General features: G+C 48.9%; 36 protein-coding genes and 1 pseudogene. 28 read left to right on the top strand and 9 right to left on the bottom strand.

Annotated elements, in window-relative coordinates; translation table 11 throughout:
- The first annotated feature begins 96 nt into the window (after nt 1-96).
- Nucleotides 97-753, top strand: coding sequence for a carbonate dehydratase (gene can / locus ABIC79_RS09635; protein WP_013576954.1), 657 nt, complete (start codon nt 97-99; stop codon nt 751-753).
- 148 nt (nt 754-901) lie between these two features.
- Here the strand turns inward: can and ABIC79_RS09630 are convergent, their stop codons facing one another.
- Together ABIC79_RS09630 and ABIC79_RS09625 are read right to left on the bottom strand one after the other, a co-directional pair.
- Entirely contained in the window at nt 902-1909 is a 1008-nt protein-coding gene (locus tag ABIC79_RS09630) for a phage integrase (RefSeq protein ID WP_015690409.1), read from the bottom strand.
- Between the two features lie 75 nt (nt 1910-1984).
- On the bottom strand, nt 1985-2284 hold the full coding sequence (locus ABIC79_RS09625; RefSeq protein WP_354566961.1) for a helix-turn-helix domain-containing protein: 300 nt from the start codon (nt 2282-2284) through the stop codon (nt 1985-1987).
- A gap of 114 nt (nt 2285-2398) precedes the next feature.
- Here ABIC79_RS09625 and ABIC79_RS09620 point away from each other — a divergent pair, with 114 nt between their 5' ends.
- From ABIC79_RS09620 to ABIC79_RS09600, 5 genes are read left to right on the top strand one after another with little or no spacing between them, the layout of a single operon-like run.
- Entirely contained in the window at nt 2399-2671 is a 273-nt protein-coding gene (locus tag ABIC79_RS09620) for a Cox family DNA-binding protein (RefSeq protein ID WP_217217634.1), read from the top strand.
- 11 nt (nt 2672-2682) lie between these two features.
- A complete protein-coding gene (locus ABIC79_RS09615) occupies nt 2683-2847 on the top strand; it encodes a phage filamentation protein Fil family protein (protein WP_354566958.1) in 165 nt (54 codons plus the stop codon).
- A gap of 7 nt (nt 2848-2854) precedes the next feature.
- Nucleotides 2855-3181, top strand: a complete 327-nt coding sequence (repB, locus tag ABIC79_RS09610; RefSeq protein ID WP_354566956.1) for a phage replication protein B — start codon at nt 2855-2857, stop codon at nt 3179-3181.
- A 15-nt stretch (nt 3182-3196) separates the two neighbouring features.
- Complete coding sequence (locus ABIC79_RS09605) at nt 3197-3430, top strand: DUF2732 family protein (RefSeq protein ID WP_502947771.1); 234 nt, start codon at nt 3197-3199, stop codon at nt 3428-3430.
- On the top strand, nt 3430-3651 hold the full coding sequence (locus ABIC79_RS09600; RefSeq protein WP_354566953.1) for a TraR/DksA C4-type zinc finger protein: 222 nt from the start codon (nt 3430-3432) through the stop codon (nt 3649-3651). Before ABIC79_RS09605 ends, ABIC79_RS09600 begins: the two co-directional genes overlap by 1 nt.
- Before the next feature lie 118 nt (nt 3652-3769).
- Here the strand turns inward: ABIC79_RS09600 and ABIC79_RS09595 are convergent, their stop codons facing one another.
- On the bottom strand, nt 3770-4456 hold the full coding sequence (locus ABIC79_RS09595; RefSeq protein WP_354567425.1) for a hypothetical protein: 687 nt from the start codon (nt 4454-4456) through the stop codon (nt 3770-3772).
- Between ABIC79_RS09595 and ABIC79_RS09590 the strand changes: the two are divergent.
- The 6 genes and pseudogenes from ABIC79_RS09590 (at nt 4399) to ABIC79_RS09565 (ending at nt 11878) form a co-directional block, all read left to right on the top strand.
- A pseudogene (locus tag ABIC79_RS09590) lies at nt 4399-6647 on the top strand (replication endonuclease). The gene ABIC79_RS09595 and the pseudogene ABIC79_RS09590 overlap by 58 nt on opposite strands.
- A gap of 378 nt (nt 6648-7025) precedes the next feature.
- Entirely contained in the window at nt 7026-8600 is a 1575-nt protein-coding gene (locus ABIC79_RS09585; RefSeq protein ID WP_354566951.1) for a hypothetical protein, read from the top strand.
- A gap of 1015 nt (nt 8601-9615) precedes the next feature.
- Nucleotides 9616-9771 (top strand): hypothetical protein, encoded by a 156-nt coding sequence (locus tag ABIC79_RS09580; protein WP_354566949.1) that lies wholly within the window; start codon nt 9616-9618, stop codon nt 9769-9771.
- A 37-nt stretch (nt 9772-9808) separates the two neighbouring features.
- Nucleotides 9809-10117, top strand: a complete 309-nt coding sequence (locus ABIC79_RS09575; protein WP_354566947.1) for a helix-turn-helix domain-containing protein — start codon at nt 9809-9811, stop codon at nt 10115-10117.
- Complete coding sequence (locus ABIC79_RS09570) at nt 10095-11045, top strand: reverse transcriptase family protein (RefSeq protein ID WP_354566945.1); 951 nt, start codon at nt 10095-10097, stop codon at nt 11043-11045. Before ABIC79_RS09575 ends, ABIC79_RS09570 begins: the two co-directional genes overlap by 23 nt.
- Nucleotides 11046-11236: 191 nt before the next feature.
- Nucleotides 11237-11878, top strand: a complete 642-nt coding sequence (locus ABIC79_RS09565; protein ID WP_354566943.1) for a DUF2971 domain-containing protein — start codon at nt 11237-11239, stop codon at nt 11876-11878.
- A 200-nt stretch (nt 11879-12078) separates the two neighbouring features.
- On the opposite strand, the gene ABIC79_RS09560 is transcribed toward ABIC79_RS09565, so the two are convergent.
- Both ABIC79_RS09560 and ABIC79_RS09555 read right to left on the bottom strand, forming a co-directional pair.
- Nucleotides 12079-13110 (bottom strand): phage portal protein, encoded by a 1032-nt coding sequence (locus ABIC79_RS09560; RefSeq protein ID WP_354566941.1) that lies wholly within the window; start codon nt 13108-13110, stop codon nt 12079-12081.
- Between the two features lies 1 nt (nt 13111).
- Nucleotides 13112-14878, bottom strand: a complete 1767-nt coding sequence (locus tag ABIC79_RS09555) for a terminase ATPase subunit family protein (protein ID WP_354566939.1) — start codon at nt 14876-14878, stop codon at nt 13112-13114.
- Between the two features lie 149 nt (nt 14879-15027).
- On the opposite strand from ABIC79_RS09555, the gene ABIC79_RS09550 reads away from it, so the two are divergent.
- From ABIC79_RS09550 to ABIC79_RS09500, 11 genes are all read left to right on the top strand, one after another.
- Entirely contained in the window at nt 15028-15879 is an 852-nt protein-coding gene (locus tag ABIC79_RS09550; RefSeq protein ID WP_354567400.1) for a GPO family capsid scaffolding protein, read from the top strand.
- Between the two features lie 45 nt (nt 15880-15924).
- Nucleotides 15925-16989: a phage major capsid protein, P2 family gene (locus ABIC79_RS09545; protein ID WP_354566937.1), complete on the top strand. Its 1065-nt coding sequence runs from the start codon at nt 15925-15927 to the stop codon at nt 16987-16989.
- 11 nt (nt 16990-17000) lie between these two features.
- Nucleotides 17001-17657, top strand: coding sequence for a phage terminase small subunit (gene gpM / locus ABIC79_RS09540; protein ID WP_354566935.1), 657 nt, complete (start codon nt 17001-17003; stop codon nt 17655-17657).
- A 95-nt stretch (nt 17658-17752) separates the two neighbouring features.
- Entirely contained in the window at nt 17753-18223 is a 471-nt protein-coding gene (locus tag ABIC79_RS09535; protein ID WP_354566933.1) for a head completion/stabilization protein, read from the top strand.
- Complete coding sequence (locus tag ABIC79_RS09530; RefSeq protein WP_354566931.1) at nt 18223-18426, top strand: tail protein X; 204 nt, start codon at nt 18223-18225, stop codon at nt 18424-18426. The genes ABIC79_RS09535 and ABIC79_RS09530 overlap by 1 nt, the downstream gene beginning before the upstream one ends.
- 5 nt (nt 18427-18431) lie before the next feature.
- Nucleotides 18432-18641 carry a phage holin gene (locus ABIC79_RS09525; protein WP_354566929.1) on the top strand — a complete coding sequence of 70 codons (210 nt, stop codon included), beginning with the start codon at nt 18432-18434 and terminating at the stop codon, nt 18639-18641.
- On the top strand, nt 18622-19131 hold the full coding sequence (locus ABIC79_RS09520) for a lysozyme (protein ID WP_354566927.1): 510 nt from the start codon (nt 18622-18624) through the stop codon (nt 19129-19131). Before ABIC79_RS09525 ends, ABIC79_RS09520 begins: the two co-directional genes overlap by 20 nt.
- Nucleotides 19131-19556, top strand: coding sequence for an Rz-like lysis system protein LysB (lysB, locus tag ABIC79_RS09515; RefSeq protein ID WP_354566925.1), 426 nt, complete (start codon nt 19131-19133; stop codon nt 19554-19556). Before ABIC79_RS09520 ends, lysB begins: the two co-directional genes overlap by 1 nt.
- On the top strand, nt 19450-19689 hold the full coding sequence (gene lysC, locus ABIC79_RS09510) for an Rz1-like lysis system protein LysC (protein WP_354566923.1): 240 nt from the start codon (nt 19450-19452) through the stop codon (nt 19687-19689). The genes lysB and lysC overlap by 107 nt, the downstream gene beginning before the upstream one ends.
- Nucleotides 19652-20119, top strand: coding sequence for a phage tail protein (locus ABIC79_RS09505; RefSeq protein ID WP_119826385.1), 468 nt, complete (start codon nt 19652-19654; stop codon nt 20117-20119). The genes lysC and ABIC79_RS09505 overlap by 38 nt, the downstream gene beginning before the upstream one ends.
- Nucleotides 20112-20570 carry a phage virion morphogenesis protein gene (locus ABIC79_RS09500; RefSeq protein WP_354566920.1) on the top strand — a complete coding sequence of 153 codons (459 nt, stop codon included), beginning with the start codon at nt 20112-20114 and terminating at the stop codon, nt 20568-20570. The genes ABIC79_RS09505 and ABIC79_RS09500 overlap by 8 nt, the downstream gene beginning before the upstream one ends.
- A gap of 276 nt (nt 20571-20846) precedes the next feature.
- Here the strand turns inward: ABIC79_RS09500 and ABIC79_RS09495 are convergent, their stop codons facing one another.
- From ABIC79_RS09495 to ABIC79_RS09480, 4 genes are all read right to left on the bottom strand, one after another.
- Entirely contained in the window at nt 20847-21158 is a 312-nt protein-coding gene (locus ABIC79_RS09495; RefSeq protein WP_354566918.1) for a hypothetical protein, read from the bottom strand.
- Between the two features lie 8 nt (nt 21159-21166).
- Nucleotides 21167-21772 (bottom strand): hypothetical protein, encoded by a 606-nt coding sequence (locus tag ABIC79_RS09490; RefSeq protein WP_354566916.1) that lies wholly within the window; start codon nt 21770-21772, stop codon nt 21167-21169.
- Nucleotides 21773-21796: 24 nt separating this feature from the next.
- A complete protein-coding gene (locus ABIC79_RS09485; protein ID WP_354566914.1) occupies nt 21797-22060 on the bottom strand; it encodes a protein L in 264 nt (87 codons plus the stop codon).
- A 337-nt stretch (nt 22061-22397) separates the two neighbouring features.
- On the bottom strand, nt 22398-22586 hold the full coding sequence (locus tag ABIC79_RS09480) for a hypothetical protein (protein WP_187514411.1): 189 nt from the start codon (nt 22584-22586) through the stop codon (nt 22398-22400).
- A gap of 143 nt (nt 22587-22729) precedes the next feature.
- Here ABIC79_RS09480 and ABIC79_RS09475 point away from each other — a divergent pair, with 143 nt between their 5' ends.
- From ABIC79_RS09475 to ABIC79_RS09455, 5 genes are all read left to right on the top strand, one after another.
- A complete protein-coding gene (locus ABIC79_RS09475; RefSeq protein ID WP_354566912.1) occupies nt 22730-22969 on the top strand; it encodes a hypothetical protein in 240 nt (79 codons plus the stop codon).
- A gap of 295 nt (nt 22970-23264) precedes the next feature.
- Complete coding sequence (locus ABIC79_RS09470) at nt 23265-23906, top strand: phage baseplate assembly protein V (RefSeq protein WP_354566910.1); 642 nt, start codon at nt 23265-23267, stop codon at nt 23904-23906.
- Complete coding sequence (locus tag ABIC79_RS09465; protein ID WP_354566908.1) at nt 23903-24253, top strand: GPW/gp25 family protein; 351 nt, start codon at nt 23903-23905, stop codon at nt 24251-24253. The genes ABIC79_RS09470 and ABIC79_RS09465 overlap by 4 nt, the downstream gene beginning before the upstream one ends.
- Nucleotides 24254-24256: 3 nt before the next feature.
- Nucleotides 24257-25165, top strand: coding sequence for a baseplate assembly protein (locus tag ABIC79_RS09460; protein ID WP_354566906.1), 909 nt, complete (start codon nt 24257-24259; stop codon nt 25163-25165).
- Entirely contained in the window at nt 25158-25685 is a 528-nt protein-coding gene (locus ABIC79_RS09455) for a phage tail protein I (RefSeq protein WP_354566904.1), read from the top strand. The genes ABIC79_RS09460 and ABIC79_RS09455 overlap by 8 nt, the downstream gene beginning before the upstream one ends.
- Nucleotides 25686-25690 lie beyond the last annotated feature (5 nt).

Genomic DNA, 25690 nt, shown 5'->3' with positions numbered 1-25690 from the left:
ATGAGTAAACGGAGATGCCGAATCAGTTTGAAAAGTCGGGGCATTGCCCTATATTACTCCATCGCAGTCAGCTCGTAACACAGGCTATTAACATCAATGAATGACATAGAAAGACTCATCAGCAATAACGCAGCCTGGTCCAAAACCATGATTGATGAAGATCCTGGTTTCTTTGAGCGGCTTTCCCAATCTCAAAAACCCCGCTTTCTGTGGATTGGCTGTTCTGACAGCCGTGTTCCCGCCGAGCGCCTGACAGGGCTTGAGCCAGGCGAACTGTTCGTTCACCGTAACGTTGCCAACCTGGTCATCCACACCGACCTTAACTGCCTGTCCGTTGTGCAATATGCTATCGACGTGCTGGAAGTCGAACACGTGATTATCTGCGGTCACTACGGCTGTGGCGGTGTGCAGTCGGCGGTTGAAAACCCTGAACTGGGTTTGATTAATAACTGGTTGTTGCATATCCGGGACATCTGGTACAAACACAGTTCCCTGCTGGGCGAACTGTCGCCAGAGAAGCGCCTCGATAAGTTATGTGAACTGAACGTGGTTGAGCAAGTTTACAACCTCGGCCACTCCACCGTGATGCAATCGGCCTGGAAACGCGGCCAGAAAGTCACGCTGCACGGCTGGGTTTACGGCATTCTGGACGGACGTCTGCGCAACCTAGAAGTTGATGCCACCAGCCGCGAAACACTGGAACAGCGCTACCGTCAGGGCGTCTCCGCCTTGCTGAACGGCGACCCGCAATAACAAGCCGCCCTACTCTACAGAAATTCAAAAAACAAAAGGCACAAAAATGTGCCTTTTTTACCATTTATTTTTCCTGCACTTACAACGCGATCACTATAAATCAATGAGTTATATGCGGTGTAAGCAGCTACAAACCCTATAAAGATGCTCAGGTGTGGACACTATGTGGACACTCCAGCCCCGCTTTTCCCCTCAGTGGATTGAAGGAAATGGCATCCTGCAAGAAGTCTGGGGCGAAGTGAGCATAGACCATTGTCTGGTTAATATTCGCGTGTCCGAGAATCCTTTGTAGGGTGATTATGTTCCCGCCGTTCATCATGAAATGTGTCGCAAACGTATGCCGCAGCACATGCAATGATTGCCCTTTAGGTAAGTCTGGCTTCACCGATTTCAATAGCAGCCGGAAGGTCAAGTAATCGGCATCAGGAAAAAGTAATCCAGACTTCTGATTTTTGACTGCCTTACATACCTCATCTGAGATCGGGACTGTTCTGGGTTTGCCATTTTTGGTATTGAGAAAAGTCACTCGGTTATTAATGACGTTCTCAACCTTCAAACTGCTTATTTCTCCCCAGCGGCCTCCTGTACTCAGGCTCAGGATCGCAATCCTCTTATTGTCCCCTTCCAAAACAGACAGCAACTTCTCAATTTCATCAGCAGACATAAAAGTCATGGATGATAGCTGCCCTTTTAGCAACGTTACGCCATGCAACGGATTTTCAGCGTGGAATAAACCTGCTTCGTTCAGGTAAGTAAACAGACCACTCAGCAACATCAAATTGCGGTTTACCGTCGTTGCCTTAACGCCCTTCGCCAATCTCAAAGACTTAAATTTTGTAATAGCCAGGCTATCAATTTGGAAAGAACACGGGTCATCCATCAGGTTGCAGATGAATTCCAGTTTGGCTTTGTCGAGCTTGCCGTGTTTCACGTTCTGCCCGTGATAGAGCCACCACAGTTCTATCAACTCGGATAACGGCCGCTTGTCTGCCGGTTTAGATAGCCATTCTTTGTCGTGATAATTCACCGCTACATATTTTTCGTAGGCGGCTGCTTCATGTTTCTTGTCGAACCTACGCCGGAAGCGCTTTCCGTTGCGCCCCTGCGGTCTGATGTCCACTTCATAACGACCATCATCGAGCTTCTTAATCGACATATTGAAGCCCTCCGAAATCGTGGGTACTGCAAAGACTCTGTGATTCTATAAAACGTAAAAAATCGAAATGTAGCGTTAACCAGTCTTTTTGTCGGAGTGGGACGACGTTGTTTCGCCCTGCCCAAAGTGTGCGAGAACCGGCGCGATCTGTCCGGCTTCTGGTGCAATTTGATCAGTCATAAACCACATTGTGTATTTTGTGAACTTTGGATGCGCCAAAATTTTCATGGCAACATCTGTCGGCGGTGTCGATCTGCCGGTTTCATAGTAGGTAAGTGAACCATAAGGAATATCAATTAAATCAGACAGTTCCCTTCTATTAAGTCTCTCGGACTCTCTCATAACAATAAGCTTATCAGCGAGTGAACTTGACACTTCGTTTAGATCTCCATAATATTTGTTTAGATCTTAATAAAGATCACCTATATTGATATAAACAATTACAAGCAATACGTAGCAATTGATTAGATCCAAACAGGAGATTAGCAGATGAGTAAACAAATCGTAAGTGTGTCGGATGTCCTGCCATATGCGGAATTTGCCAAGGTAATCGGCAAAACGCCCGCAGCAGTCAAAGGAATGATTGAGGCGGGAAAATTGCCAGTTGTAGAAATGCGCAATCCCGAAAATCCTACAGCACGCTCTGAAAACTGGATTTACCTTCCCGCCTGGAATGCAGGGATGAAATTGGCGTTTGAAAAACGTCCTAAAGAGATCCGAGATGGTTGGCTGATGTGGTTAGGCTTGGGTGTACCGCGTTAAGGAGGGAGTAAATGGTTATCTCAGTTGCACCACTGCTGAAAAGACAAAGCCCTTCCCGCAGTTTTGGACACGGCTGGATTGAGCTACCAGGTGGCAAACGCTGGAATCCAGCTAAACCGCAAATGTGTTCAACCGTTTCGAGCCGGAAGCCCTTCTACAAACGCTTCTTTGGTTGAGGTGTCTATGCAATCGCAAACATTGAGCTATTCGGAAAGTATCCCGAAGGAAAAAAGAGAGGCCTGTTATCAGCATATTATCGGGATCCGAAAAATGCTGACCAGCCAGAAAAATATTGCGCAAGAAACGTTTGATGAAAGTACGCCGACCATGCGCAAATTGATCTGCTTCCATGCGGGATTGAAAAGTCGTCATATCAATATGCGTTTCTTTGAATTGGCACACAGTGAAAGAATAAAGGTCATTGAAGCACTTAATTCACTCATTGAGTTTGGTAACGCGCTTCCGGCCTTTATTAGTGAAACCGACTCAGTTCTCAACATAGAACATTAATACATCTGAAATTTAATTGGCGTTCAACCCGCCGGGCATTCTTTTGCCCAAAAACAGGATTGGATAATGGAAGAAATGATCAACGAAGCACGTTCTGACGAACGTTTAAATCGTGCAGCCGTATTCGCTGCACGTCTTGAAGCCCTCGCCTGCTTTATCAATAAGCATGATCTGAGCGGGAAAGAAGCCGCCGAAGCACTGCGTGTCGAGGCATCCCGTATTCAAAATGAAGCAGGAGACCTTCACTGATGGCTGATCTTATCGACACGGCGCAGGAGCGTGCTGAACAGATTTTAGAGTCACAGATCAAAGCGGCACGCCAACCTGTTGGCGGCGTATCAACATTATTTTGCATTGACTGTAATCACCCTATTCCTGAAGTACGGCGCGCAGCCCTTCCAGGCGTGGAACTTTGCCTAACGTGTAAATCTATCGCTGAACTAAAGGCAAGAAATTACAGAGGTCAGTGATGACCTCATTTATATGCGTGTTTTTCTTACTTGGCGCAATCAATGTCGCCTTCATTTATAACGATATTAAAGGAATATGAATATATGAAATCTAATAATCACAATATGAAAATATCATTTAAGGGAGAACATATCGGGGATGAACTCCGTTTAAACACGCAGGTGCTTTCGTTGAGTCTACCAAATCTACATTTGCTGGACGGATTTCGCCCGAAATCAATGAAGCGACAAACTCATTCCATTTCTGAGGCACCGCAAAAATTGAAGTCTTATGCAGCACATGAGGATTGTCATAACAAAACATCGCAATCGTTTGACGAGAACACTGAACCGAAATATGAATATCTGTCTCTTGCTCTTCCCAGCTCGCCCATTCATCAAATTCAAATCTTTGGTTCATCAGACGTTGTTGACGCACGCTTTCTAATGCGTTCTGAATTAGTACTTTCCATTCTCCGTAATCTTTCCACTCCGACGGCAGGTGCGGGATCAGAAACTTTGCAAGAACGTCTCGATGCTCTTTTAGTCGAGGCCAGCGCTCTGTTATCTGATTTTCTGTACAAGCCAAAATCACGTCGCAAGCAATAAGTAACTCTTGAGCTGATGCGAGACAAAATCTGTTGGCAGTAATGTCATATCCACTCTGGGCTGTGACATTTTCGATATAGCGTTTTTTGTTAACTGCCGCTATTTCCTTTTGAGACATCAATACCTCCCTAATCCTTGCAGCGAGAGCATTAATATACCATGCGCTTTTCACCTGATCATTGCGAAACCAGACCAAGCTTTGAATGGGCTTACCCATGGAATGCTCCGCGCCCTCCAGTTGAACCACACTTGAGACCGAAACCGCTTACCCGTGATGAATACGATCAGGGGCAAGCTGTTTTAATCAAAGTGAAAAACCTCTCGACAGATCTGCGCGAGATTTTCACTGGCCGCCATAAGTATCTGCTCAAAACTCAGGGTATTCACGCAGCCAATAAATACCTGGTTTATACCCTTGGGCGCAGCATCCTGCCGCGTGTCGATGCCGTTAATAAAGCCCATGCAATGAATTTCAATGCCTCAGTGAAATTCATGTCTGAGGCCGATACTTACCACCAATTGCCAAACATGGGCGACAAGCCACTGCGTCGTTTCACACAGAGTATTGCCGCACAGTTGAAGACGATTTATGAAGACCGCTGCGATCAGCTATTGGCTGAAAATGGTGGAGATTACGCGGTGCTTCTTCAGTCTGATACGCAATGCGCTCTGTATCGTGATATTGCAGGAATGTCGCGAGCCTTCAACGTTACCCCGATGTATTGGACAAAATTCAGTAAAAGCAAACTGGATGCAACGTCTGCCATCGCTGGCATGTCACGTCTGGTCAATCCTGACTGGTGGTTAAGTCAGTTGAAAGGCCAGCGTACCCGCTGGCGTGAGTCATTGCTGATCGCAATCGGCAAGGTTAACCGTGACGCGTCTCCCTATGCCAGTAAGCAGGCTATCCGTGAAGTTCGTTCCCGCCGCCTGTCGAATCTGGATTATCTAAAAAGTCGTGACCTGGAGAATGTCGAAACCGGCGAGCGCATCAGTTTGATCGACAAAGTCATGGCGAGTATTTCAAACCCTGAAATCCGCCGTATGGAGCTGATGAGCACTATCGCCGGCACCGAAAAATATGCTGCAGAGAATGGTGACGTTGGGATGTTTCTGACCATCACCACCCCTTCTAAATTTCACCCGACCCGCATGGTTGGTAAAGGTGATAACAAGCGCGTTCAACGAAATCATTCCTGGGACAAAGAGGCCTACACGCCGAAAGATGCACAGCGTTATCTTTGTGGGATCTGGAGCAAAATGCGCACCGCGTTTAAAGACAGTGGCCTATCAGTTTATGGGATGCGCGTAGTTGAGCCTCACCACGACGCGACTCCGCACTGGCATATGATGTTATTCACCAAGCCTGTCATGCGTAAGTCGGTGATCGATATCATGCGCAAATACGCCATGAAAGAAGACGGTGACGAGCGCGGCGCAGCAAAGAACCGCTTTGACTGTAAGCACCTGAACCGAGGCGGTGCTGCTGGCTACATCGCTAAATACATCGCGAAGAATATCGACGGTTACGCACTGGAAGGCGAACGCGACCACGAGACCGGCGAGCTTCTGACGGATTCCGCTGCTGCTGTTACTGCCTGGGCTGCAACATGGCGTATCCCTCAATTCCATCCCATCGGCCTGCCTACTATGGGTTCATACCGTGAGTGCCGCCGCATCCGTTCCATCAGTCTGACTGAAACCTTTGACGAAGAAGTGGAAGCCGTTCGCGCTGCTGCTGATGCCGGTGACTTTATGGCGTACATGACTGCCCAGGGCGGCGCTAATGTACCGCGTGACAATCAGACGGTGCGCGTAGCACGTCGCGTTGCCAATGAGCTGAACGCCTACGATGAAGAAGTGAAAAAAGTTGTGGGCATTTTCGCGCCCCACCTCGGCGAATCACATGTATATGAAACGCGCACAACTCAATGGCGCATCGTTGCTTCTGCCGTTGATTCTGAGGTTTTGACCGCAAAAAGCGCCTCCGGCGCGCCTCGGAGTCCTGTCAATAACTGTGGGTTAGGTGAAAAGAAACAAGCCGCAAATAGGCGCGATAGCCAGGTTGGGAAAGCGCCTACAGCGTCTAATTCTGACAACCTGCGAGTCATTGACTGGACAGACACTGCCGCCGTAAGGGCGATTGTGGCGAGAATACGTGAGGAAACGCCGATAGTCAGCAAAGGGCAGTGTAGTTTCGACCCGTCAAAAAGCCGTGATGTTGCCCCGTCGGCAAGTTTGACGGCAGAAGAACGGTCGAGTTTGCCGGAAATCGAACGCTAATTGATGAAACACAACATCACGGCGGCTCCTGGGAGCTGGAAGCGTTAAGCCGTGGGGTAAAAATCAGCTTTAGTGGTCTGGTTATGAGTTTTGAACCGGTGGCTGAGTGGGCTGAATTTGAATAATATATATTTGCTCAGACTTTTTCTGTCAGATTTCGTAGGTAGAACTTCATCACATCTGACAGTCTGGTTTGAGCGAGGAACGGAAGTTGGCGGGACATGAGTATCTACCTCAATGTGTTCATCCAAAGGAATTATGCTCAGGTTATACACGTATAATTCTTCGACTATCTACTCCCTCAACGAGGTGTCAACTATTGCCGAGTAAAATCAGTTTACCTGGACATTTTTCAGCAGTATTATTGCCACGTAAGGTTGCTTATTTCTGAGTTTATGCATTAAAAACTTAGCATTACAGAAAATAATATTTTCATTATTTTTGCAAGGCGCTAATTCTATCAAGCTCGCATGTCATTAAAAAATGCAAATGGATTACATACCATGAAAAGAGAAAAATCTATATTCACTAATTCTAGACTTTATCCTCAGGCATATGAAGCACACGAGTCTTTCTTAAAATACCTTTTACTTACAGTAGAAAAACCTTACAGGTTTCTTTTTAAGAAAAATGAAGAGAAGATAATCATTGAAAACATTCAAAATTTGAATGGAATGATTGAAAAAATTGACAGAAAATGCACGAGAATTAGTCTTGAACTTGAGTCATATAGTACTATCCCTAAACTTACCGAGATTATATCAAAATATTACTATTCTACAACTTACAGCCACTTGGGTTTGCCATACTTGGGAATGGGAGCCAAATCTGCGTTATGTTATTCATATGGCAATATAAGTACTGGGACAGGTTCCGCTAACATTAAGGTATTTCAGCTTATTGAATATTGCATGCTTAAAGAAAGTCTGAATGGCTTAAAAAATCTTATCATTATCTCCCCTGGAGAAACAATAGAATTAACTTGTGATGGCATGCTATTATCTGATAGGTTAAGAGCGAAAGCTATTGATATATCGAGTGTTAACAAGTCAGAGCATAAAGGTTTACGACTTGGAAAGTATGGTGCTGATTTGTTCCTGAATAAAAACTCAGAATTTTTACGAAGTGTAATTGATGTTATTAATAAAAGAAATAATTTAATTCCTGATATTTTTAAGAATACACCTTTTGAATACATTCCATTTAATGTTGAAACCAGAGATTTTTGGATAAAGAGTTATTTATACTTAAAACTATTAGTTTTTATAGCTTCAGTAAGGAAATCAGTTGCAGACTCAGATTATACAGGGGTAGTTATTTTAAATGACTGCGCCATGCTATTAAATGAACTAAATATGCCACTCATTGAAAAAGACTTGCAAAGATTAAATATGACATTCTTTTGGCAAAGGCCGTGGTTCAAAAAAAGAATTGGCAACTGGAATAGTAATATGATCAATGAAAGACCTATAGTTAGGATTGATAATAACTCGAAAGGTCTATATGCTACATCTGTAACTTTAATTTGTGATTCATTTAATTGGTTTTTGGAGTCATCCATTTTAAACTACTCAGAAAAATCGGCAGGTATAAATTTACCTCAGGAAATTTTCCAAAATGCAGTATCAAATAAATTTGAAGAAGATGTGATTTCATTTTTAAAAGAACATGGTTTTAGAGCTGGAAAAGTTAGTGAAAATGCCACATGGTTTGTTGAAACACCAACTAAGCTCATAAACATAAATAATGAAAGAATCCCTGGCGAGATTGATTGCTTAGCAGTCAAAAATAAAAGTGTATTATTAATTGAATGCAAGGTGCTTACAGATGGGGTCGATGAAAATAAAATCCGTAATTTATCGAACAAACTTAGTAATGATGATCAAGAATTATTTTTCTATAAGCAAGAATGTAAATTCAATTGGTTAATGAACACGGTTGAATTTAGAAATGACTATGAGATTACAAAAATAATCCTTCTTGATAAAAAACATTTAGCGAAATTAAGTGACACTCATATAGTATTAACGTTTGACGAACTAAAAGAAATAGTTAGCAAGCAAGACTCTGTGATGTAATTGAGTGCCTGTATCTTTAAGTATATTCAATCCAACTACTCCACAGCAGGAACACCTAATTTCCTGCTTTTCTGCTCTTTTGTAATGTTAAGATGTCTTGCCTGAAGGATGTCTATTTATCACTGTATTATTACATGGGTATAAACTAAGATATTCATTCCATTATCTAGGGAAAATGACTTTTATTTTGAACGGGGTATCAGATTAATTTTTTAACGGTAAATATCCAATATATAAAATGCCAGCGTTCCCTGTTCAGAGATTTTTTCCAACTGCACCAGAGCCGCAAATATGACTTTGCCCCCAATTGAAAAACGACCGCTCCTGGCACAGAGCAGCCTCTCAGCTTTGCTTAGGCTTTGTGCTGTTGTTGTGTCAGGTCAAGTCTGAGCTGACACAAGTGATGTGTATCGAACGCAGTTTTATGGATGAGCCATGCATGCATTGTGCGCATGGTTTTGCATGATCCCGAATGGATCAAAAAACATCTTATCACCCTTCTAGCCGTGCTTTGCGGCGATCTGGGTCGTGCATTAAAAACGGTGAGCTAAGTCAGAAGCGGGCAGGCGGGTAACATTGCGCGCGCAGAGGTGCATCGCTAAGACGATGATGAAGTCCGCGCTGCAGGGAAAATTTTTTATTCATAAAAATATATTTTCTATAATTTTTTTATAAAAAAAAGTATAAAAAAATTTAGTTAAGATAATCAGGAAAATTGCTAGTATTTGGTTGTTGGTTAGTTAGTGAGATATGTCGCCATCAATTGGGTTAGTAGCCCGAGGAAAGCTTAGTGCTTTCTACCATTTATCCCGCGCAACGCCCCTGTAGGCTATGGTGTCCTCGATAAGATGATGTCATCGTGAGTAGGTGGTATGGCGTATGGATATTCGAACCATTGGGCGACCAATGGTTCGTGGAGCTGGGAGCTAGTGCTGTTCAATCTCATCCTTATGAGGGCGAACCTCAGTGTTTAAGTGGGCAATCGTTCACACACTGAGGGCATAAGGAGCAAGTCATGCGTAATGATCAAGTAACCAACGAACAGCAGGCACAAAGCAAGTCAAACCGTAAAAAGTGGATCGGTTATCTTTGGGAGGCGCTCAAATGGGGTATTCGACTGTTTGACCTAATCACAAGATTAATCGATTACTTAGAAGGGGGTGATCTGTAATGTGCCCTCCCTCGTTTCAATTAGTAAGGAGTTACGGGTGTTACACAGAGCTCTGCGTCTTGTAAGGCAATACCATAGCGAATCCATCGCTGGGTTGTCTCATGCACTAAATATCCCGAAAGAAACAATCGCGCAATTTGAAAGCGGCGAGTCATCCCCTTCCGTGGATGTGCTCCAGCGCTACTCTTCTCATTTTGATATCCCCGTACCTTCATTTGTTTTCTTTTCTGAAACACTCGGTACTCAAGGGCGCTTATCTAAACGACTACGTTTAAATTTGGCTGGCAAAGTCTTGGATGTATTAGAATGGGCGAGCAAAAAAAATGAAAGTACGAAAGAAGCTTAAAATCACCACTAAAAATAAGAGTTACAGTCTTATCGATTCCCCTTTGTTTATGCTTAAAAGCAAAAAAAAATTAGCGACATTACTTGGCGTCACAATTGCTGATTTAGCTTTATTGAAAAAAGACGAAGGTAATTATTCTATTTTTGAACAGCTATCCAAGAAGGGAAAATCAAGGAAAATACAAAAACCTTTGGACCTTTTGGATTTTGTTCACACTAGAATAGCAAGCCTGTTATCAAGAATTACATTGCCAGAATATTTGCACTCTGGTAAAAAACATCGCTCGAACATCACAAATGCTCAAGCTCATTTAAATATATCAAAAACAATGACGAGCGATATCAAAGCATTTTTCCCATCGACGACGCGAAATATGATTTTTTCTTTTTATTTCTCTGTCATGAAAATGTCTTCCGATGTTGCTGATATTTTATCACATATATGTACATGTCATGGACAACTTCCAACAGGTAGTCGTATAAGTATGCCGTTAGCATTTTTTGCAAATTCTCGAATGTTTGACGAAATAAATATTCTATGCGATAAACTCAATGTGAAAATGACCGTTTATGTAGATGATTTAACCTTCTCAGGGGAGAATGTAAATCGTTTGTTTTGTGCGGTTGTAAAAAAAATAATCTCCAAACATGGACATGTAATGCATCCTACTAAGACGAAACTGTATAGTAGATGCATGCCTAAATTGGTGACGGGAATCATTATCACTGCTGGGCAGTTGAAGGTGAGGAATGAACAGCATCGCTTGATGGCTCGTGATATTGAGTTATGGATGTTGATTAAAGATGTAGATAGAGCAAGTGAAACATCGGTGGTGAAAACATTATTTGGTCGACTGTACTCGATGGGAGTGATTGAGCAACGTTACAGATCAAAAGTATTAACTTTGAAAATGAATACGGCATTATAATAACTGATATTTGAAAGAGGTCACTTTTCCCCTTACATACGCAGATACTGATAGTAACCGATATTGAACGTCGACTGAATGCCTAAGTAAGGTTGAGAATTCTTATAGATGGAAGTTGCCAGTATGTTGTTTTGTAAAAATGCAGATTACTCTTATAATGAATTAGAATACTAAGTACTAGAGAGGATTAAGTGAGAGTTTACCATTTTCTGAATGAGCACTACGGTTTAGAAGCGATTGAAAAAAAAAGGCTAAAAGTTTCAAGATTAAAATCGCTCAATGACCCATTTGAATATTATCATATTGACACTGATAACTCCGGCACTCGCTCTATATTAAAGGATAGATTGAATCGAACAAATAGGGAGTTGGGGATTATATGCTTCAGTAAAGATTTCACAAATCCAGTGCAGTGGGCGCATTATGGTGATTCACATCAAGGAATTTGCCTTGGTTTCGATATACCTGATAAAGAATTATTTGGAATAGATTATGTAAAGAGTCGTACAGCAGGTACTGAATTTAAAAATTCATTAGACCTTAAAGGGCGAGACTATATTAAGTATATGCTCTCAAAAAAACACGAGCACTGGCAATATGAAAAAGAAGTAAGAATGATTGTTCCTTTTTCTGAAAAAGTAATGGATAGACGATTGATATTTACTCCATTCAATGACTATTTATCTTTAAAGGAGGTGATTTTAGGGTTTCGTTGTGTGGTGAAAACAAAAAGAATAAAGTCAATTCTTGGGAGTAAATACCACTCATGTCAAATACATAAGCTTGAAATGTCTTCAACAGAATATGCAATGCGCCTGCAAGAGATATATTAATGGTGTGGATTTGACTAGCACTAGCATTAATATTGTGTTGTATTTATATTCGTTTCCTTAGATGCTGGGTGCTCTTGTTTCCCTTCATTAAATGTCAAAGTTAGTGAGCCTCTTCCTATATAAAATCATCAGCTCAGGCATGAAGATAATAATTGAGTAATATAATGTGGTTAAGCCCCGTTGTAGGGGCCTTCAATTTTTTAATCTGGTGTAAGTTCGTAAGAGGTAAATCTGATCACCTCATCCCCAAACCACGCATTTAATTCTTTAAACCGCTCCTGCAATGGCGTCAGTTCATTCCTCACAAACACCTGCGACGCCTTAACCGAATCCCCAAACCCGCCGCTGTTCTCCGGAATAATACCCATCATCTGCGGCGGCACACGGTGCGCGCACAGCAAATCGTTCTGGCTGGCTTTCTTAATGTTGAAGAAATCGTCTTTCGTCGCGACTTCACTTAACGGCAGAATCTTGATCCCGTCTGGCTTGCCGTTTGGCGCGTACATGAAAAGATTGCGGAAGTTGCCCAGCCCTTTAGTGCCCCGCATCGCTTTACGCATCTGATCGATGTCGGAGCTGCTTTGTGCCGCGTCGGTCATGTACAGGATATATCCGGCGTGTGCGCCGTTCTGGTAATACTTGCGGCGGAAAAGCGTGGCCGCCTCGTTGAGCCAGGCAGAATTCAGCGCGCTGAGATATTCCGGCAGGCCGTACAATTCCTGATTAATGTCCGGTTCAATCAGATGAAACACGCTGCCGGCTTCGAACTGATGCGCGTCCTTCCATTGCTGCACAAACCAGTAAGTATCTGGCTCAACGCCGCGCCGTGCATATTTGGCGGGCACGGTTTTCATGACCACGGCGTCGCCGAGCTGGTTGCGGATCACCTCTAAAAACGCATTCCCGAATACCAGGTAATCCAGGGCAAACCGGCTGAACTCCTGCTGTGATAGCAGTGAATGCGGGATAAAGGTCGAGGCCAGAATATTACGTTTCACATACAGCGATGAACTGTGGTGAACAGCAGCCCGCAGTGTACGTGCCAGGCCATCAAAGCTGACCGGCGGCTCATACCACTGACCGTTCCCCGTACATTCGATGTAATCTAGGATTTCACGGCGGTCTAATACCGGCGTCGGGTCGCCAAAGCTGAACGCCTCCGCGCCGCCGGTCTGCTGCGCCGTTGCTGTGACTGTTGTCTGTGCCGCCTTGCGGAATTTGCGCTTACTCATATTAATAAAACTCCAGAATGTTAGGGCTTTGGCCGCCGCTGGCGGCGGTCAGCGGTTCGTTAAGCAGTGCGTGCATAATTGCCCAGGCGACATCTGCGTGACTGGCTTCCTCGCTGCGGCTGGCCTCATAGGTTGAACGGCTTCCGCTGGCGGTCATGGTTTTGCGGATCGCCATGAATGACGACGTGATGTCTTTGTGGTTGGTGTCGTACTCCAGGCGTCCGGACGTGATGGTGTCCTTTGCTTTCAGCACCATTTTCGTTTTGGTTTCCGGGCTATACCTGATTTCCATCGCGGCGGGGAAGAACTGCCGGACAAGTTGGAAAACACCCTGGCCGATGCCGGTGGCATCAATGCCGATATATTCCACGCAGTAGCGTTTTGTGAGTTCTTCAATACTTTTCGCCTGGGCGGCAAAGTCCATGCCCTTCCACTGGTGGCGTTCCAGCACGCGGAACTTGCCCCCGTCCACCAGCGGCGGAGCCACGACGGCGCAGCCCGCGCTGTCGCCGGTGTGTGACGGGTCGTAACCAATCCAGACGGCGCGATAGCCAAACGGACGCACGGCGAACGGGCTGAAATCCTGCCATTCCTCGGCGCTTTCCACCATGCAGCGCTGTAGCTCTGCGAACGGGAACACCGACGCCTGATCGTCTACAAATTCGCACATGAACAGGTTGCGGAAGTCTTCCGCGCTGTTTTCCCGTTTCAGCGTGTCGATATTGAACAGGGTACAGCCACCGGCTAACGCGTCCTCAATGGTGACGATTTGCCGCCACTGGCCATCCTCACAAACCCGACCTTTTGCCAGGGCGTGATGGCCGATATCCAGTTCAATCCGGTCACGGGGATTTTCCCGCCCCTTGTTGAACAGCTCCCCCGACCAGAACGGATAAGCGCCGTGCGTCAGCGCTGACGGCGTGGAGAAATAGGTGGTGCGCAGATGTTCCTGCGACGCCATGCCGCTGGCAACCTTGCGCAGCTTCTGGAAGTTCGGGATCCAAAAGATTTCATCCACGTATAAATCGCCGTTGTGGCTTTGGGCGGTATTGGAGTTGGTGCCTAAGAAAATCAACTTTGCACCGTTGTTACCGAGCACAATCGGGTCGCCGGTCAGTTCGACATCGACCAGCCGCGCAAACTGAATGATGTACTCACGAAAGACGTAAGCCTGGGTTTTACTGGCCGACAGAAAAATCTGGTTGTGGCCGGTTGCCAGGGCGCGCAATAGCGCTTCGCGGGCAAAGAAGAACGTCGCGCCAATCTGGCGGGATTTGAGGATGTCGCGGATACGATGTTTAAGCCCCGCGTCGTACCAGATACGCTGATACTGGAAGCACTGGGCAAGGAAAATATCTTCCAGTTTTTCCAGCGCCTCGTCACTGAAATAGTTCTTAGTCGGCTTCTTACGTTCCCCTTTGTTCCGGTTGGCAACGTTGGGATTTAAATCCACCTCGTTTCCGCTCTGGCTGTAGCGGTTCACCCGTGCCAGGCGTTCAATCATCCGGCCTAACGCATCAATCTCTTTGTAATCCGCATTCCCTTTCACTTCTTTGGTCACAAGCTGGATCAGGCGCGCTTCCAGGCTCGATTCCACGCGGGCAATGGGCGCGGCGTTATCCCAGGCGTCGCGTGTTTTCCAGCTCTGCACCGTCGGTATTTTTTGGGTCAGCAGTTCCGCAATCTGACGCACAGAAAACCCCTGCCAGTAAAGCAGTGCCGCCTGTCGCCGTGGGTCGCTGATGATGGTTGAGTTTGTCATTTTCATGACTGCCACGTTAACGAGCGGCCTGCTGATTTTCCTGCTGTCCACGTTGTGCCATCGAGCATCAACCCGCCTCGGCTGGCGGTGTCGGGCGTGTGTCTGGAAACTTGAACCCCTCAGAAGCACACACCGACTGGAGTCAGAAAATGGCAATGGCAACAAAAGCAAAGCGCTTTCGTATCTGCACCGAAGGGGCAACCACCGACGGGCGCGAAATCACCCGCGAGTGGATTGAACAGATGGCGGCGACCTATGACCCGAAGGTCTACGGCGCACGCATCAACATGGAGCACATCAAGGGGTATTTCCCTGACAGTGCGTTTCGTATGTACGGCGATGTCACCGCCGTTTACGCCGAAGAAGTGGCGGACGGTGCCCTGAAAGGCAAGCTGGCACTGTATGCCGATATCGACCCGACCCCTGATTTAGTGTCAATGGTGAAAGCCCGCCAGAAGGTTTACACCTCCATCGAAGTGAATCCCTCATTTTCCGACACCGGCAAAGCCTATCTGATCGGCCTGGCCGTGACCGACAGCCCTGCCAGCCTCGGCACCGAGTACCTGCAATTCAGCGCGAAGGCACAGCAGAACCCGCTGGCAGGCCGTAAGCAAAGTGCAGACAACCTGTTTACCGCCGCCGAAGAAACGGCGTTTGAGTTTGTGGAAGAAACACCGGCTGCGCCGTCGCTGTTCTCCCGCGTGAAACAACTGCTGTCCAGCAAATCCACTTCGGATGATGCCCGTTTTAAAGACGTGCATGACGCCGTGGAAGTGGTGGTGGAGCACGTCGAAACCGGCCTGCAAGCCACTGATGAAAAGCTGTCCGTGCTGGAGTCCTCGCTGACGGAACGCCTGAACGCGCTGGAACAAACCGCGAAAGATGACCGCGAACAGTTCAGCACGCTGAAAGGCAAGCTGGAGAAGTCCGCGCCGCAGAGCTACACGCAGCGCCCCGTTTCCAGCGGCGGCGGCAAGGGTGATGCAGTCAATTTCACTGACTGCTAAGTACAACTTTCGCGATTAACCCGTTAACCCATTTGGAAAAAACGCATGAAACAAACTACCCGCTTTAAATTTAACGCCTTCCTGTCCCGCATTGCTGAGCTGAACTCGGTGGACACCGGTGACCTGAATAAAAAATTCAGCGTTGAGCCGTCGGTGACGCAGACGCTGATGACCCGCGTGCAGGAATCCTCTGCCTTCCTCCAGATGATTAACATCGTGCCCGTGGATGAAATGAAGGGTGAAAAGGTCGGCGTCGGCGTGTCCGGCTCCATTGCCAGCACGGCAGACACCAGCGGCACCGGTGAACGCCAGACGGCTGACTTCAACATCCTGACCGCTGAGGGCTACGAGTGCCGCCAGACGAACTACGATTTCCATTTCCGTTACGCCACGCTCGATCTCTGGGCACGCTATCAGGATTTCCAGGCGCGTTTACGCGACGCCATCGTGAAACGTCAGGCGCTGGATCGCATCACCATCGGCTTTAACGGCGTGAAGCGTGCGGCAACCTCAGACCGCGCTAAATACCCGCTGTTGCAAGACGTGAACGTGGGCTGGCTGCAAAAGTACCGCGAGAATGCGCCGGAGCGCGTGATGAGCAAAATTCTCGGTGAGGATAACGCCGTGATTTCCGCGACCGTCCGCGTCGGTGCCGGGGGCGACTTTGAGAACCTGGACGCGCTGGTGATGGATGCCACCAACAACATGGTTGACCCGATTTATCAGGACGATACCGGCCTGGTGGTGATCTGCGGTCGTCAGTTGTTGGCAGACAAGTATTTCCCGTTGGTGAACAAGGCGCAGGAGAACTCGGAAAGCCTGGCGGCGGACATGATTATCAGTCAGAAGCGCATCGGTAACTTACCGGCGGTGCGCGTACCTGGCTTCCCTGCCAATGCGTTCATGATCACCCGCCTGGATAACCTGTCCATCTACTGGCAGGACGGCACGCACCGCCGCCACATCGAAGAAGTGCCGAAGCGTGACCGTATCGAAAACTACGAATCCATTAATGAGGATTTCGTGGTGGAAGACTATCGCGGCGGCTGCCTGGTCGAAAACATCCAGCTCGGCACCTTCAAAGCTGCCGCGCCTGTATCAGCGGAATAAAGGGGGACGTCATGATTAGCCCTTGCCGCCGTCACATGTTGCGACAGTCCGCCATCATCGCCGCACAGCAGGCCGCCGGTCAGTTGACCCATGCCACCGGCTACGAACTGCAAATGCAAAAGCTCAATGCGGATAAGCAGGCACTGCATAAGCTCCAGTCCTTCCAGACGAAAGCGGAATTGAAACGCAAGCTGCTTCCTGAATATGCCCCGTGGGTGTCGGGCGTGCTGGCCGAAGGGAACGGCGCACAGGACGCCATCCTGATGACCGTCATGGTCTGGCGTATTGACGCCGGTGATATTGCCGGTGCGCTAAACATTGCCCGCTACGCCTTTAAACACCGGCTCGCGATGCCGTTCGGCACCCGCACGGCAGGATGCGCTTTCACTGAGGAAGTGATCGACCAGGCTGTACGTGCCCGCACCGCCGGTGAGCCGGTCAGCATCGAGCTGATGTTGGAAGTGCTGGAACTGACCGACGCTGAGGATATGCCCGATAAAGTCCGTGCCCAGTTGCACAAAATTATCGGCTATCTCTACCGCGACGGCGGCAAGGACACGTTAGCCCTGGAGCGTCTGAAAAGTGCCTTAATTCTCGACGGCAAATCAGGCGTAAAAAAAGACATTGAGCGCCTGGAGTCTGCCATCAAAAAGGCATCCGGCAGCTAAAAAGCATGCGCCCCGCGCAGGGCGGCACGCCAGCCGAGACCGGTCTTTGACCGTATTCAACGCTGGCGTCCACCGCCCCCCATTCAGAGGTCATTATGTCTCTTGTTGTACCTGCACCGAAACCGGACGCCGCGACGGAACCCGCGATTAAAAATACCCACTTTTGGCCTGATGTGGATCCGGTTGAACTGCGCGACACGCTGCGACTGGAGGGCACCGTCACCGCGAAACGCCTGCGCACTGCCGCAAAGTTCGCCATGACCGAAGTGAACGCCGAGCTGTTCAGCTTTCGCGATGCGCAGATTGCCCAGGGCTTTACACACCTGGCGGATGTTCCCGCCGATCGGATTGATGATGAAAGCGTGAAGGTCTGCGCCTATCAGCGCGCCGTGGCGTCTATCGCAGCGGCCTTCCTGGCCGAGCGTTTCCCGAATAACGACACCACCGACAAGGGCAGCCAAAAGGCCGCGATCGTGGAAAGCACGGTGGATGATTTATGGCGTGACGGCCGCAACGCGATCAGCGACGTCGCCGGTGTGTCTCACTGCATCATCGGGCTGCTCTGATGAAAGTCACTGCCGAACAGGGCGACACCGTAGATTCGCTTTGCTGGCGGTACTACGGGCGCACGGCATCGGTGGTTGAACACGTTTACGTGGCTAACGTGGGGTTAGCCGCACAGGGGGCAATTCTGCCCCATGGCTACGCGGTGGAACTGCCGGATATTGCCCAGGCCGCAGTCAGTGAAACCGTCTCACTTTGGGACTGATGACCATGGAGCGCATCACCTCGTTTATCTGTTACTGCGTCGCGGCCTTTCTGGCCTGGCTCGGCGCAATGTCGCCGCAGGATATTGCCTTTCTGGTGGGGGCAGGCGTCGGCGTCGCCACCTTCCTGGTGAACTGGTACTACCGGCGCAAAACGTACCGCCTGCTGAAAACCATGGGCATCAGGGGGGACATTAATGCCGCCATCAATCGTTAGACGCTGCGCCGTCGCCGCTGTACTGGCGATTGCCGCGCTGCTGCCGCAAACGCCAACGTTGAAAACCTCTGTCCCCGGTCTGGCACTGATTGCCGATTTTGAAGGCTGCCGCCTGTCTGCCTATCAGTGCAGCGCGGGCGTCTGGACAAACGGCATCGGGCACACGGCAGGCGTGAAACCGCAGACGCACATCAGCGAACGTCAGGCCGCCGTTAACCTGGTGGAAGACGTGATGCGGGTGGAGAAAGGCATTGCCCGATGTATGCCGGTTGCCATGCCGCAGCCGGTGTATGACGCCGTGGTGTCCTTTGCGTTTAACGTCGGCGTGACGGCGGCGTGCAAGTCCACGCTGGCGTTTTTCATCAACAAAGGTCGATGGCGTGACGCCTGCGAGCAGTTGCCGCGCTGGGTGTTTGTGAAGGGCGAGCGCGTCACCGGCCTGGAGCGCCGCCGCGCGAATGAGCTGGCCTACTGCCTGCGGGGTGTCTGATGCGCATTTTAATTTTGTTACTGCTGGCGGCGCTTGCCCTGGCCGGACTGCAAACCTGGCGCATCGGTGGCCTGCATGATGAAGCCGACCAGGCGCAGCGCATTATCGGCACGCTGTCCGCCGGTATTGAAAGCCGCGACAACGCCATTAATCGCCTGAACGATGAGGCAGTGATGCGGGAACGCCAGGAACAAAGCCTGCGCACCCAGCTCGCACGGGCAAGTCAGGAGGCGCGGGATCGTGAAATTCACATCCAAAGGTTACTTAATGAAAATCAGGAAATGCGTGACTGGTATAGCGCTCGTCTGCCTGACGGCATTGGCCGGATGCACGCGCGTCCCGCCTTTGCCAGCACCGCAGATTATTTACATTGGCTGTCCGGCGGTGACGAGCTGCCCGATACCGGCAAGCGCACCGCTCACTAACGGCGATTTAAGCAGTGACGTCAGAAACCTGGAGGCCGCGCTGACCGCCTGCGGCCTCCAGGTGGAAGCGGTCAAACAATGCCAGGAGGAACACCGTGTTAAAACCCGCACAGCTGCGAAAAGCCTTAACTGACGCCGTGCCGGTGCTGCAAACCAGCCCAGACACATTACGGATGTTTGTGGATAATGGTCGCATCGTTTCCACGTTAGCCAGCTCGCTGTCGTTTGAATACCAGTATCAGACCGAGCTGCTGATCACCAACTTTGCCCAGGACTGCGATCTGATCATTGTCCCAATCCTGGCCTGGCTGCGTGAGAACCAGCCGGACATTATGGCGACACCGGAAAAGCAGCAGACCGGCTTTAAATTCAAAGCCGATATGCTGGATGATGGCTCCTACGATATCGCGATTGACGTGCAACTCACCGAGCGCGTGATTGTGAAACAGATTGATGCCGGTCTGTATGTGGAACATTTTCCGGAACCTCCGCTGCCTGAACCGGTAGAAAGGCCGCGTGAACTGTATCTGCACGGCGAGTTAGTGAGTCAGTGGCATGAGTGAGCTGTCAGCCTTTGATACTCGCCTGGCGGGATTGATTGCCGCGTTGTCACCGCAAAGCCGGAAGGCGATGGCGGCGACCATTGCGAAGCGTCTGCGCAAACATCAGCAGCAGCGCATTAAGCAGCAGGTCACGCCGGAGGGGCAGCCGTTCACCCCGCGACGTCCACAGCCCTTGCGGGCAAAGAAAGGCCGCATTAAGCGGGAAATGTTCGCCAAGCTGCGCACGGCCAAATACATGAAAGCCAAAGGCACCGCTGACGACGCCGTGGTGGAATTTACCGGACAGGTGCAACGGATGGCTAAAGTGCATCAGTACGGGCTGCGGGATCGCCCGTCCGTCCGTGCAAAAGAAATGCAGTATCCGGCGCGCCCGTTGTTAGGGCTGGGCGCGGAGGATATGAAGATTGTGGAAGATGAATTGCTAATACTTATTAGCTCAGGCTTGACCTGACACAACTGCGGCACAGAGCCAAACCTAATCTGAAAGGCAGCTCTGTGCCAAAAGCAGATGTTGCCAACATCGGCATGTACTAATCTGCGGGGGAACTGATCACATTGCATTGCCATGCAATCGTACCGAAATCAATAGAACCGTTTTTTCACAATACATACAGGAAAAGATGCCAGAAACGGCCATCCTGCCGCAGAATCGCGCTGAGGACACCTGCAGCAGGGGTGCCGCTAACATACAACATGTTAAATAGGGCTGGATTCAGCCCTTTTTCACTCACTCGTACCAGTTGTGATAGTCGCTGCGGCAATCATCACACAGGAGGGCATCGTAGTAGCCCTCATCATCCAGGGCCTGTAATAATTCTCGCCCTTCTAACTGCTTGATGCATTCATTGTGATATCCGCCTGGGTCTTCAACACCATCGCAGGGTAGCAACATATAAGGTTCCAGAACGTGCTGCTGAGCGGGGCTTAACGTAGCGTAGCCTTTATCAATGCCTTGCTGAGCTATTCCGTCCGCTTTGTCGTTCTCCGCAAAAGCGTCTCTTTCTCGCAGTTTTTTTAGTACTTCATCTTCAATAGCCATAGGCTTCCTTACTTTTGGACTTCGCTATACATGGGGAAAAATTTTTCCGAAGCTTTGTTCATCCACTCTATATAGAATTCCATAGCTAAAATTGCGGCTACTACAGGTTCTGGCTCATTTTTATATTGCGCCCTATAAAATGACATAGGTTTGCCTAAGTGCATTTGTGGCGGCGGATATTTCTGCCCCCTGTTAATGACTGTTAATAAATGGCGGTCAAATGGATCCCAACGGAGATGAACTCCTCCGTTTAGAGATGTTGCTTTAAGGTTAGCCTTCCAATCCTTAACTACAGGAGAAATAGTATGCTCTGTCACGTTTCTGGCCTGGGATAGATAGTTAAGTAGCTGATCTTTCTTTCTTTTTTGAACTATTTTTGATTCGAAGGTTTGCCATCCCTTTTTATCATAAAAACATGCTTTAAACTTATTCCAGAATCGGTCAATGGATTGTAAGAACTTTTGCCACTCTATTTCAAAAAGTTGAAAGTTTCCTACGCTGATTTCAGACATCTTGTGAATAGCATCACTCGCAGCTCTGAGTTCAACGACTAATGGGTATACAGGGAGGTTTGAATATTGAGTAATGTCATCGGTATTTATATTAATGTTCATCAGCTACCTTTTAACCAATAATTATTATTTCAATCCAAATCTATCGCCTTTAGTGTCTGTTCGGATGATTAATTGCCATGAGATTTTCAAATCAAAACTATGCTGATGATGATTCTGAGGTGGAAAAGGATCGTCTTCGTTACTGGTGATTTCTTTGCCACACACTTTGCAGCGATAAATCCCAGAAACTGGAACCTTATCACCAGGACTATAGTCTGTGGTCCAGTGTTTAGCAGTAGTACCAACTTCTTGTAAAAAATCTTTTGATTTGCTTGAAAATGCAGCCATTTCTCACCTCAAAAAATCAGTTTTAACAATGAAATAGGGTTTCTTTGTTTTGATTTTAAATTGGAATGCTTTGCAAAATATAGCTTGGGCATTATTGATGAGCCACAGGGAATTACATTAGGGGTGTTATGTTTAATGTGGAACTACCCTGTTGTCATGATTTTGACGTCCGCTTCTCGCTCACAGCGTACCTTCAGCTCAGTTAACTCATCCGCTTCGAGTCAGAAGCGGATGAGTTAATACTGTCCACGTTCAGATTTCAGTAATGTTAAAAAGACCGCCATGAAAATCTAATCCTTTAGCGGCCTCTTTAGCAAAACATTATTATGAGAACAGATTATTTTTTCTCTAATCCTTTGATACTGTGTATTAACTTAGCAACATCACCGTGTTTAGTGTTTGCTGGTAGATTATCTTTAATTAACTTTCTGTTAGCTGCCGTTTCTCTGTAACCGTGCTTGCTTAGAAGGTCGTTAAGTTCATAATCTTGTGAGGTATTTACATAGTCCCAATCTGACTTAGGCATTTATTTTCTTCCTCTCTTGTTGTACATAGATGAACAGTAATCCTTGGATAAAAACAAGCAAGCAGTCCTTGATGATTTTGTTAATTATTTGATTTTGATCAACTAAATATGCGTTGTTAATGTGAGAATTGGCGCTATATATTGTGAGTTATGATTTGCTTAAAAATAAAGATTATTCAAAAATTTTTGATGAACTAAAAAGACTTGGTGCTCGGCGCATGCTCGAGTCTAACTGGTGTTTAACTCGATCTTCTTCCGGTGAATCAAAAAATTTACGAGGTAACTTTCAAAAATTTATTGATAGTGACGATCGCCTAGTGGTATCAGAGGTAACTGATTGGGCGGGTTTGAGAATGATGGATAATCCGAATAATCTATGCTAATCAAATATATGGTTGGTAGATACCATTCACATGAAGTAAAAATCTGACTTGATATTTACTTCATGCGGGACATGCCCTCAGCCATTAGTAACCCAACAACTTTTTCTATGAAGACAAGCAGCAACATCCGCTCCTCGTTCAAACCAGGCTGTCAGATTTAATGATGTTCTACCTACGAAATGTGTCAACTCAAGTATGAACTAATACTCCGCAGTCAGTAATCTCCACGTTGTGCCACCCGCTATCAACCCGCCTCAAATTGTATGCCGCCTGACAGGGCGGCATTCTTTTATTCATGAATACATCCATTCCGAAACATGACATTCCGCGCCTGCTGCGCAATCTGATCCGCATTGGCACCGTTGCCGAGGTGGATTTAGTTGCGGGCACCTGTCGCGTGAACACCGGCGGCAACGTCACCGACTGGCTGCACTGGATAACTTCCCGCGCGGGGCGTTCCCGTTCCTGGTGGGCGCCGTCCGCCGGTGAACAGGTTCTGCTGTTCTGCCTGGGCGGCGAGCTGGACACCGCCTTTGTGATGCCCGGCGTTTTCTCTGATGAATTTCCCGCCCCGTCCGCCTCGGCGGATGCCGTACACGTTACTTTTCCTGACGGCGCGGTGATCGAGTACGAACCCAAAACCGGCGCGCTGCTGGCAACCGGCATTAAATCAGCCACGGTGAACGCTGCCGATAAGGTGGCTGTCACCGCCCCACTAATCACCTGCACGGCGAAAACCCGCATCACGCTCGACACGCCGGAGGTGGTCTGCACGAAAAAACTCACCACAGGCAGTCTGGAGGTGAAACAAGGCGGCACCCTAACCGGCAACCTCACCCATTCCGGCGGCAGCCTCACGTCAAACGGCGTGGTTGTGCATACCCATAAACACGGCGGCGTCCAGACGGGCAGCGGCCAGACGCAGGTGCCTTCATGACGAATGCAAAATATATCGGCCTGGCTCGCGATACGGGGCGCAGCGTCGAAGACCTGGCACACATTCAGCAGTCGGTCAGCGACATTTTGCGCACGCCCGTCGGTTCCCGCGTCATGCGCCGTGACTATGGTTCACTGCTATCGATACTGACTGACCGCCCGCAGAATGCCGCGCTGCGGCTACAAATCATGGCGGCCTGTTACAGCGCGATCCTCAAGTGGGAGCCGCGTGTCAGCCTCACCGGCATCACCTTTGAAACGACGTTCGACGGGAAAGCCGTGGTTGAACTCACCGGCATCCGCAAAGACACGTCCGCAGCCATCTCTTTAACCCTTCCAGTGAGCTGAATTATGGCAACGATTGATCTCAGCCAGTTACCCGCCCCCGACGTGGTGGAGGTGCTGGATTATGAAATTCTGCTGGCGGAGCGCAAAGCCACGCTGGTGTCGCTTTACCCCGAAGACCAGCAGGCCGCCATCGCCCGCACGCTGACGCTGGAGTCCGAGCCGATTGTGAAACTGCTGGAGGAGAACGCCTACCGCGAAGTGATCCTGCGTCAGCGGATTAACGAGGCGGCGCAGGCCGTGATGCTGGCCTATGCCACCGGCGCAGACCTGGACAACATCGCGGCGACGTTCAGCGTGGAACGTCTGACTATCACGCCTGCGGATATGGTCAGCGTGCCCGCCGTCGCGGCGGTGATGGAAAGCGACGCCGATTTTCGCATCCGCGCGCAGCAGGCGTTTGAAGGGCTTAGCGTGGCCGGTCCGGTCGGTTCCTATGAGTATCACGGGCGCTCGGCTGACGGGCGGGTGGCGGATATTTCAGTGATCAGTCCGTCGCCTGCCTGCGTGACGATTTCCGTATTAGCACAAACCGGCAACGGCACCGCCCCCGCTGACCTGCTGGCGGTGGTTCAGGCCGCGCTCAATGATGAAAACGTGCGCCCCGTGGCTGACCGCGTGACCGTCCAGTCGGCTATGGTGGTGAATTACACCATTGATGCCTTGCTGTATCTGTTCCCTGGTCCGGAAGCGGAACCCATCCGCGAAGCCGCCGAGGCAAAGCTGATTGCTTACACCACCGCGCAGCACCGTTTAGGCCGCGACATCCGGCTGTCCGCCATTTATGCCGCGCTGCACGTTGAAGGCGTGCAACGGGTGGAGCTGAAAAGCCCTGCCGTTGACATCGAGCTGGATAAAACGCAGGCGTCATTCTGCACCGCGTACACCCTGAAAGTAGGCGGCTACGATGAGTGATCGCCTGCTGCCCGTCGGTTCCTCGGCTCTTGAGGTTGCCGCCGCCGAGGCCTGCGCGGAGCTTGAAAACGTGCCGGTGCCGCTGCGGCAGCTTTGGGATCCGCTGACCTGTCCGGCCAGGTTTTTGCCGTACCTGGCGTGGGCGCTGTCGGTTGACCGCTGGGATGAAAACTGGCCTGTCGTCACCAAGCGCCGCGTCATTCAGTCGGCCTGGTTCATTCACTGCCATAAGGGAACCATCGGCGCTATCCGGCGCGTGGTGGAGCCGCTCGGCTACCTGATTAACGTGACCGAGTGGTGGGAAACCAATGACGAGCCTGGGACGTTTCGCCTGGACATCGGCGTGCTGGAAACCGGCATCACCGAGGAAATGTATTTAGAAATGGAAAGGCTGATAGCTGATGCCAAACCGGCCAGCCGTCATCTGATTGGCCTGACCATCACCCAGGATATTAAAGGCGATGTTTACACCGGCGCGGCGCACTACCTGGGCGAGCTGCTGACCGTTTACCCCGCATAAGAGGA

The organism is Rahnella sp. 2050 (assembly GCF_040544515.1).
In the GTDB taxonomy this organism is placed as follows: Bacteria; Pseudomonadota; Gammaproteobacteria; order Enterobacterales; family Enterobacteriaceae; genus Rahnella; species Rahnella aceris.
Note: the sequence above shows the minus strand (reverse complement) of the source record. Positions and strands in the feature narration are given on the sequence as shown.